Genomic DNA, 7,200 nt, shown 5'->3' with positions numbered 1-7,200 from the left:
CTACGTTCACCAATGCCGCGGATTTGATAATAACGAGCACGTTGTGAGCCACTGGCAAAATTAACGTTGGGACTAGCCGCTATTAATTCCTCAAGGTGTTGGGCATTGCGTTGTTTAATTTCAATATCAGTTAATACCGATAATGAAGAAGGTGTTTTTAATAGGTTTTGATGACGAAAGTCACTGTTGACAGTTATAACTTCAATAGTAGAGTTTGACGTTTTCTTTTCATTAGCGGTAGCACTTAAGCTAAAAATTAATACAGAAGAAACAGCGAGTGTTAGTGTAGATTTGGTAAAATTCATAAAGATCTCATTAGTATGAAAAAATAAATACTATGGGACCCGGCACTGGGAGGTTATCTTGAATAGACTGTGATTTGATCACTAACCATTCCTACGCCGGGTATATTAATCGATAACTGTTAAGTTATTGACTAATTCTCGTCCAGGTTCAAAGGGTTTGTTGATATCATCAACATCTCAGCGATTGGATATTTATTTTATAAAAATAAAATCGCACTCCTTGGTTTCGCGGAAAGTCTAGCAAAGTTTTTATATGGCTGCGCAACTATTTAACACCAAATAGCTAAAAGTAGTATTTATCAGGATGAAACTAGTTAGATATATTGCTATTCTTAGTATTTATACCCGTTCCACTTGAAAATGCATGATTCAGCTGGAATTAGAAACGCCTTTAGGCAAGGCATTGATTGAAGAGAATGATTACTCCCTTCTCTAAATCAATAACGCAGCATAAAGCGTTTCTAAACCAGCCCCTTGGGGAAGGCTGAGCAAATCATACTCTGCGTTACATTTGTTTTTAAGGACGCTACATGGATGTAGCTTATTAGAGAATGCAGGAGCATATTCTCCTGAATAACCCTTAATAAAAAATGTGCCTTGATTATGAATCACTCAGACTTCCTGAAACGAGCATTTTCAAGTGGAACGGGTATAGCTTTTAGATTCTGATTTCGTTCAGAATGACAACGATAGAGAGTCACAATGTTTCCCAATTGGCAATTAGTCAGTATCAGTTTAACTTACATTGGCTTGTTGTTTTTTATCGCCTTTTTAGGGGATAAATATAAACACCAATTAGCGAAAAAAGGGCAAGGAATCATTTATGCTTTAACGCTAGGTGTATACTGTACTTCATGGAGTTTTTTAGGGACAACAGGGCAATCTGCCTCAGGTTTTTTGTCACATATTCCTATTTATCTTGGGCCAATACTCTTATTTGTTTTTGCTTGGCCTTTTATTCAACGTATTATTCGCGTTAGCTTAAAACTAAATCTAACCTCTATTGCTGATTTGCTCGCAGCACGTTTTGGTAAATCACATAATCTTGCCATCATTGTTACTATTGTTGCGTTTGTCGGCACTATGCCCTACATCGCTTTGCAAATTAAAGCGATGGTGTATACCTTTCAGCAGTTACAAATTGATCAAAGCCTTGCGAGTTGGGATATTGGTTTAGTAGTCAGTTTAGTGTTGGTGCTTTTTACCATCTTATTTGGCATTCGAAATATTGATGTTACCGAGCGACATCCTGGGGTAATGTTGGCGATTGCCTTTGAGTCATTAGTTAAACTTATTGCTTTTATTGCGGTGGGTTTATTTGTTTGTTTTTCTTTATTCGACTCGCCTTTAGATATATGGCGACAATCAGGCGCTAGTTTGAAACTTGAACAGCAAATGAATGTTGATAATATTAGTGCAATGGTAGCTATGTTAGTCATTGTTATGGCGGCATTTTTATCGTTACCAAGACAGTTTCAGGTAATGGTAGTTGAGCTGAAAGATCAAAAAGATACTTGGTTAGGTCGACGGGTATTTCCTCTATATGTTCTTATTTTTGCTTTTTTTGCCGCACCGTTAGGTTTAGCGGGGCAATTATTATTAGGAGATACTGTCCCTACGGATACCTATGTCTTGTTCTTGCCAGGCGTTGGAGGACAAACGTGGTTAACCTTGTTTACTTTTCTTGGTGCGGTGTCTGCAGCGAGTTCTATGGTAATTATCTCAGCTCTCGCTTTAAGTACTATGCTGAGTAATGAAATTGTTTTTCCGTTTCTTTATCGCCAACAAAATGTAGCACAAACCAATTATGATACTTTTAGGCAACGCTTATTAAACATACGTAAGTTTTTAATCCTCTTTGTTATCATGTCGGGATACGCTGTTTTTGTCATGGCATCGCCTGATACTTTATCTTCATTAGGCGAAGTTGCTTTTGGTGCTTTTGCACAACTAACACCAGCATTAGTGGTAGCTTTTTATTGGCGACGAGCCAGTTTGGTGGGCGTTTATGCAGGTATATTAGTTGGCTTTATCTTATGGTTGAGTTTAAACTTTTTACCACAATTTGGTTTGTATGCTTCCCCTTTTGCTGAAGGTATGTTACCTGCTAAAACTACGGCAAGCTTATTTAGTTTAGCGGCGAATATTATCGTGATGTGGGCGCTATCACAAATAAGCCGACAAAGTGTACAAGAACGGGTGCAAGCCTCATTATTTTTAGAGTGGCAATCACCCACTTTATTGAAAGTAGAAAAGAAACGTCAGCTAGATGTGAGTGAATTAGAGTTATTGGCTTCTCGCTTTGTTGGCGAGTCTAAGGCTAAAGCGAGTTTTAGTATATTTCTTTCCTCTAATGATAAAAAACAACTAGGTAACGCAACTTATAATCAACTATTGCTGCAACATACTGAAAGTACTTTAGCGCTAGTAATGGGAGCGTCATCAGCGCGCTTGGTATTATCTTCAGCGCTTGATGGTAGAGATATTGCCCTAGATGAGTTGGCGGTATTAGTTGAAGATGCTTCCAGTCAAAAGCAGCAATTTTCACAAAATTTATTACAGAGTGCAATAGAAAATGCGAGTGAAGGTATTTCTATTGTTGATGAAGATTTAAAGCTTGTCGCATGGAATAAAAAATATTTGGACTTATTTGATTATCCTTCTGACATTGTTTATGTGGGTTGCCCTGTTGAATCATTGATTCGTCATAATGTTAGAAGCGGTTATTGTGGTACAGGCGATATTGATAATCAAGTCTTTAGACGTCTTGAATATTTGCGTAAAGGCAGCTCTCATAGCTCAGAGCGACAACAAGCCAATGGTCAAACTGTTCGTATTGAAGGTAATCCATTACCTGATGGTGGTTTTGTTATGTTGTTTTCCGACATCACCGCTTATCGTCAAGCCGAGCAAGTATTAAAAGAAGCTAATTTAGATTTAGAAACGCGAGTATATGAGCGTACGCTCACTTTAGCCAAAACCAATGAAGCATTAGCGAACGCCCATGATAAAGCTGAACAAGCCCATATTAAAAAAAGCCAATATTTAAAAGCCTGTAGCCACGATTTAATGCAACCTTTGGAAGCTGCCCGTTTATTTACTTCAGCATTAACGGAGCAACAAGATTTATCGTCGGAGCAACAAAGACAAGTAGACAATATTGATAGGTCTCTTAAGGCTGCAAATGATTTGTTGGCTGATTTAGCAGAAATTGCTCGTTTAGAAAGTGGGAACATAAAACCGCATATTGAAGTATTTGCCTTAAATGAGCTGTTTGAAGATTTAGCGCAAGAATTTTCTGCTTTGGCTGTCGAGCAAAATGTTGAATTTAGGTTAGTGGGAAGCAAGGCATGGGTTAAATCGGATCAACACTTATTAAGACGAATCATTCAAAACTTAGTTGGCAATGCATTTCGTTATGCTAGTCCTGGGAAAGTGCTATTGGGTGCACGGGTGTCTAATGATCAGGTTTTTATTCAAATATTAGATAATGGTCCTGGAATTCCTTTAGAAAAACAGGGGGTAGTTTTCGAACAATTCACTCAATTAGACACACCTACTAGTCAGTCAGCTAGAGGCTTAGGTTTAGGCCTAAACATTACCCAATCATTAGTGCAATTATTAGGACATTCATTAAGTTTACAGTCGAGAGAAATGCAAGGTTGTAAATTTTCTATTTCGGTAGAGAAAGCGACTCAATTAATGGCCAAACCAAAAATAGCAATGCCAACGATGAGTACGGGTTTAAAAGATATCACTGTGCTGTGTATTGATAATGACCCAGATGTTTTGAGTGGCATGGTGGAATTACTGTCGGCATGGCAATGTAATATTTATGCTGCTGATTCACGTGAAACAGCATTACAGGAATTTGCTAACCATCGAAATGAGATTGATATTTTATTAGTTGATTATCAATTGGGTTATCAATCGGGGTTACCAGTAGGCCATCAAGCAGATGGCTTAACCTTAATCGCTGATCTGCGACGAGAAGGTAATTATTCTATACCTGCTATATTAATTACGGCGACTTCAGAGAATGGCATTGAAGAGAAGGCAAAAAATGCCGATGTTGGCTTTATGCGTAAGCTGGTTAAACCTGCGGCACTTAGAGCGATGATGAGCGCTAAGTTAGCGCAGAAATTACAAGAGGATTATGGGTATTAGTAGTGAATGTAGGTTGAATTTTAGTCTGAAAAGGCGCAATAGATTACGCCTAGAATTAACGTTTATTTAAAACCTGCTTCTGTTAAGTCTAATTGAGCAATAGCGATAACCGCTTGAGTTCGGTTTCGTACATCTAATTTACGAAATATTGCGGTAGCATGCGCTTTTATAGTGGCTTCTGAAACATGTAGATCATAGGCAATTTGTTTATTAAGTAAACCTTGGGCAAACATCATTAATATACGGTATTGCTGCTGAGTTAAGCTGGCAACACGTGATGCAATATCACAATTTTCATGATCTTCTTTGCTGTTTTCAAATGATTCAGGTAGCCAAATATCACCGGATAAAACTTTCAATATCGCTGCCAAAATATCATCAACAGGCGTCGATTTTGGAACAAATCCCGCTGCTCCATACTTCATCGCTTTGCTAATAGTTACATGATCTTCATGTGCTGAAATAACGACTACAGGAATTTGAGGAAAGTGGTTTCGTACATGAATGAGTGTACTAAAGCCATGAGCACCTGGGATATTTAAATCGAGTAATAAAAGGTCACTGTCACTATTTTCTTGTAGTTGTTGTTCAAGTTCAGCGATTGTTTGTGCTTCAAGCCAGTTGGTGTAATTTAGCTTGGGTTTCAATGTGCCTAATAATGCTTGTCTAAATAAAGGGTGATCATCAGCTATTATTATTTTTTGTGGCTGAATCATAAAATAGTTCCTTAGAAGTGATTTAGTCATTCTAACGGAATAATACCAGATAACCAATCGGACTTGTTTGTTATCTGCTATTTATGTTTATTATATACCCGTTCCACTTGATTATGCATGATTCAGCTGGAATTAGAAACGTCTTTAGGCACAGGTTCATAGTTCCCGACTGAAGCTAAGTACCTACATCCATGTAGCGCCCTTCTCAATATCAATAACGCAACATAAAGCGTTTCTAAACCGGCCCCTTGGGGAAGGCTGAGAAAACCATACTCTGCGTTGTGTTATTTTTCAAGGGAGTGACCCTTAATAAAAAAATGCGCCTTGATTATGAATTACTCAGACTTCCTGAAACGAGTATCTTCAAGTAGAGCGGGTATAATCGTTTATTTTCGGTACTTTGGCTAATACAGCAGTCAGTAATTGCCAATATTGTGCAACGGTGGCAATTTCTATTTTTTCATCGGGTGAATGGGGGAACTTAATTGTTGGTCCAATTGAAACCATATCCCAGTGTGGGTAAGCGGTTTTGAATAAGCCACACTCCAAACCTGCGTGAATAACCATCACTGCGGGTATTTTACCAAATAACTCTTGATAGGTATCACGTACAGTTTTCATAATAGCGGAGTCAGTATCAGGTTTCCAACCGGGATACGCGCCACTAAACTGTATATCAGCGCCAGCTAACTCAAATACAGACTGTACTGTACGTTGGGTTTCTAAACGCCCATCATCATGTAAGCTACGAATAAGCACTAAGGCATTTAATTTTTTCCCTCGGGTGTGAATAACACCAAGGTTTAATGAGCTTTCTACTATACCTTCAATATCATCACTCATGCGAATAACGCCATTAGGGCAAGCATTGAGCGCACGTAAAATGTTATTTTGCGTTATGCTATCCCAGCATTGCTCAAAGTCTTCTGGCGAGATTAGTAGTATATCAATATCAGTTTCAATGGCGCTTAAGTTAGCTTTGATTGTCGATAGGTAAAGTGATAATGCAGATTTTAATCGCTTGACTTGGCTTTTTGCGATAACAAAGCTAGCATTTGCTTCGCGTGGAATAGCGTTACGTAAACTACCACCGTTAAGCTCAGTTAAACGAATGTCAAACTGATTACTGGCGTCAAGTAAAAAACGCACCAACAACTTGTTTGCATTGGCGCGTCCGGTGTGAATATCAACACCTGAGTGGCCACCTTTTAATCCGGAGAGTGATAAGTTAAAAGCTTGAAAATTATTAGGAACGTTTTCAAATTCTAGTGCGAATGTAGCAGAGCCATCAATGCCGCCAGCACAGCCCATATAGACTTCACCTTCTTGCTCTGAGTCGGTGTTAATTAAAATATCACCGTCGAGCCATCCGGCTTCTAAACCAAATGCGCCGCTCATTCCGGCTTCTTCGTCAATAGTGACTAACACTTCAATTGGCCCATGGGGAATATCATTACTGGCTAATACCGCTAAAGCAGAGGCTAAACCAACACCGTTGTCTGCACCTAAGGTAGTGCCATCAGCAGTTACCCAGTCGCCATCACTTTCGTTGATAATATAAGGGCGAATGGGGTCGGTTTCAAAGTTGTGATCAGTATCATTATTCTTTTGCGGAACCATGTCCATGTGCGCTTGTAAAATAATGCCTTGGCGATCTTCCATGCCTTGAGTTGCTGGTTTTTTAATGAATAAATTACCAATAGCATCTTCTTTGACAGATAAACCAAGCTCATTTGCCCAAGATTGGATCCAAAGGGATATTTTTTGTTCATGCTTTGATGGATGAGGAATGCTGCAAATTTTTTCAAATAATTGCCATAAACTAGCCGGCTTCAGTTGTGATAATGTGCTCATGAGGGGATCCTTCATAAATGTTTTGACTGTTCTCGCTCAGATTCAACAAAATAAGCCCTGTATGTTAAATTTTACTTGTCCTTCCTTCGACTGCTCCCTTCGACTGCTTCGCGCTCAGGACGAACGGAGACGCTCAGGACGAACGGAGACGCTCAGGA

Annotated in this window: 4 protein-coding genes; 1 reads left to right on the top strand and 3 read right to left on the bottom strand. The window is 38.9% G+C overall.

Annotated elements, in window-relative coordinates:
- On the bottom strand, window positions 1–305 hold a 305-nt coding region (locus tag DWA31_RS01270; protein WP_168427263.1), incomplete at its 3' end, for a TonB-dependent receptor plug domain-containing protein.
- A gap of 702 nt (window positions 306–1,007) precedes the next feature.
- On the opposite strand from DWA31_RS01270, the gene DWA31_RS01260 reads away from it, so the two are divergent.
- The gene (locus DWA31_RS01260) at window positions 1,008–4,472 is read left to right on the top strand and encodes a hybrid sensor histidine kinase/response regulator (protein WP_114324873.1); all 3,465 of its coding nucleotides are present in this window, start codon (window positions 1,008–1,010) and stop codon (window positions 4,470–4,472) included.
- Window positions 4,473–4,534: 62 nt separating this feature from the next.
- Here the strand turns inward: DWA31_RS01260 and DWA31_RS01255 are convergent, their stop codons facing one another.
- Together DWA31_RS01255 and DWA31_RS01250 are read right to left on the bottom strand one after the other, a co-directional pair.
- Window positions 4,535–5,188 (bottom strand): response regulator transcription factor, encoded by a 654-nt coding sequence (locus DWA31_RS01255; RefSeq protein WP_114324872.1) that lies wholly within the window; start codon window positions 5,186–5,188, stop codon window positions 4,535–4,537.
- 363 nt (window positions 5,189–5,551) lie between these two features.
- Window positions 5,552–7,042, bottom strand: coding sequence for an aminoacyl-histidine dipeptidase (locus DWA31_RS01250; protein WP_114324871.1), 1,491 nt, complete (start codon window positions 7,040–7,042; stop codon window positions 5,552–5,554).
- Window positions 7,043–7,200: the final 158 nt, after the last annotated feature.

Origin of the sequence: Candidatus Colwellia aromaticivorans (genome assembly GCF_003333305.1) — a bacterium.
GTDB classification, from domain to species: domain Bacteria; phylum Pseudomonadota; class Gammaproteobacteria; order Enterobacterales; family Alteromonadaceae; genus Colwellia; species Colwellia aromaticivorans.
Note: the sequence above shows the minus strand (reverse complement) of the source record. Positions and strands in the feature narration are given on the sequence as shown.

What these genes read in the sequence shown, in the direction of transcription:
- DWA31_RS01260 (WP_114324873.1), top strand. Translation starts at nt 1,008, where the DNA reads ATGTTTCCCAATTGGCAATTAGTCAGTATCAGTTTAACTTACATTGGC.
- DWA31_RS01255 (WP_114324872.1), bottom strand. Translation starts at nt 5,188, where the DNA reads ATGATTCAGCCACAAAAAATAATAATAGCTGATGATCACCCTTTATTT.
- DWA31_RS01250 (WP_114324871.1), bottom strand. Translation starts at nt 7,042, where the DNA reads ATGAGCACATTATCACAACTGAAGCCGGCTAGTTTATGGCAATTATTT.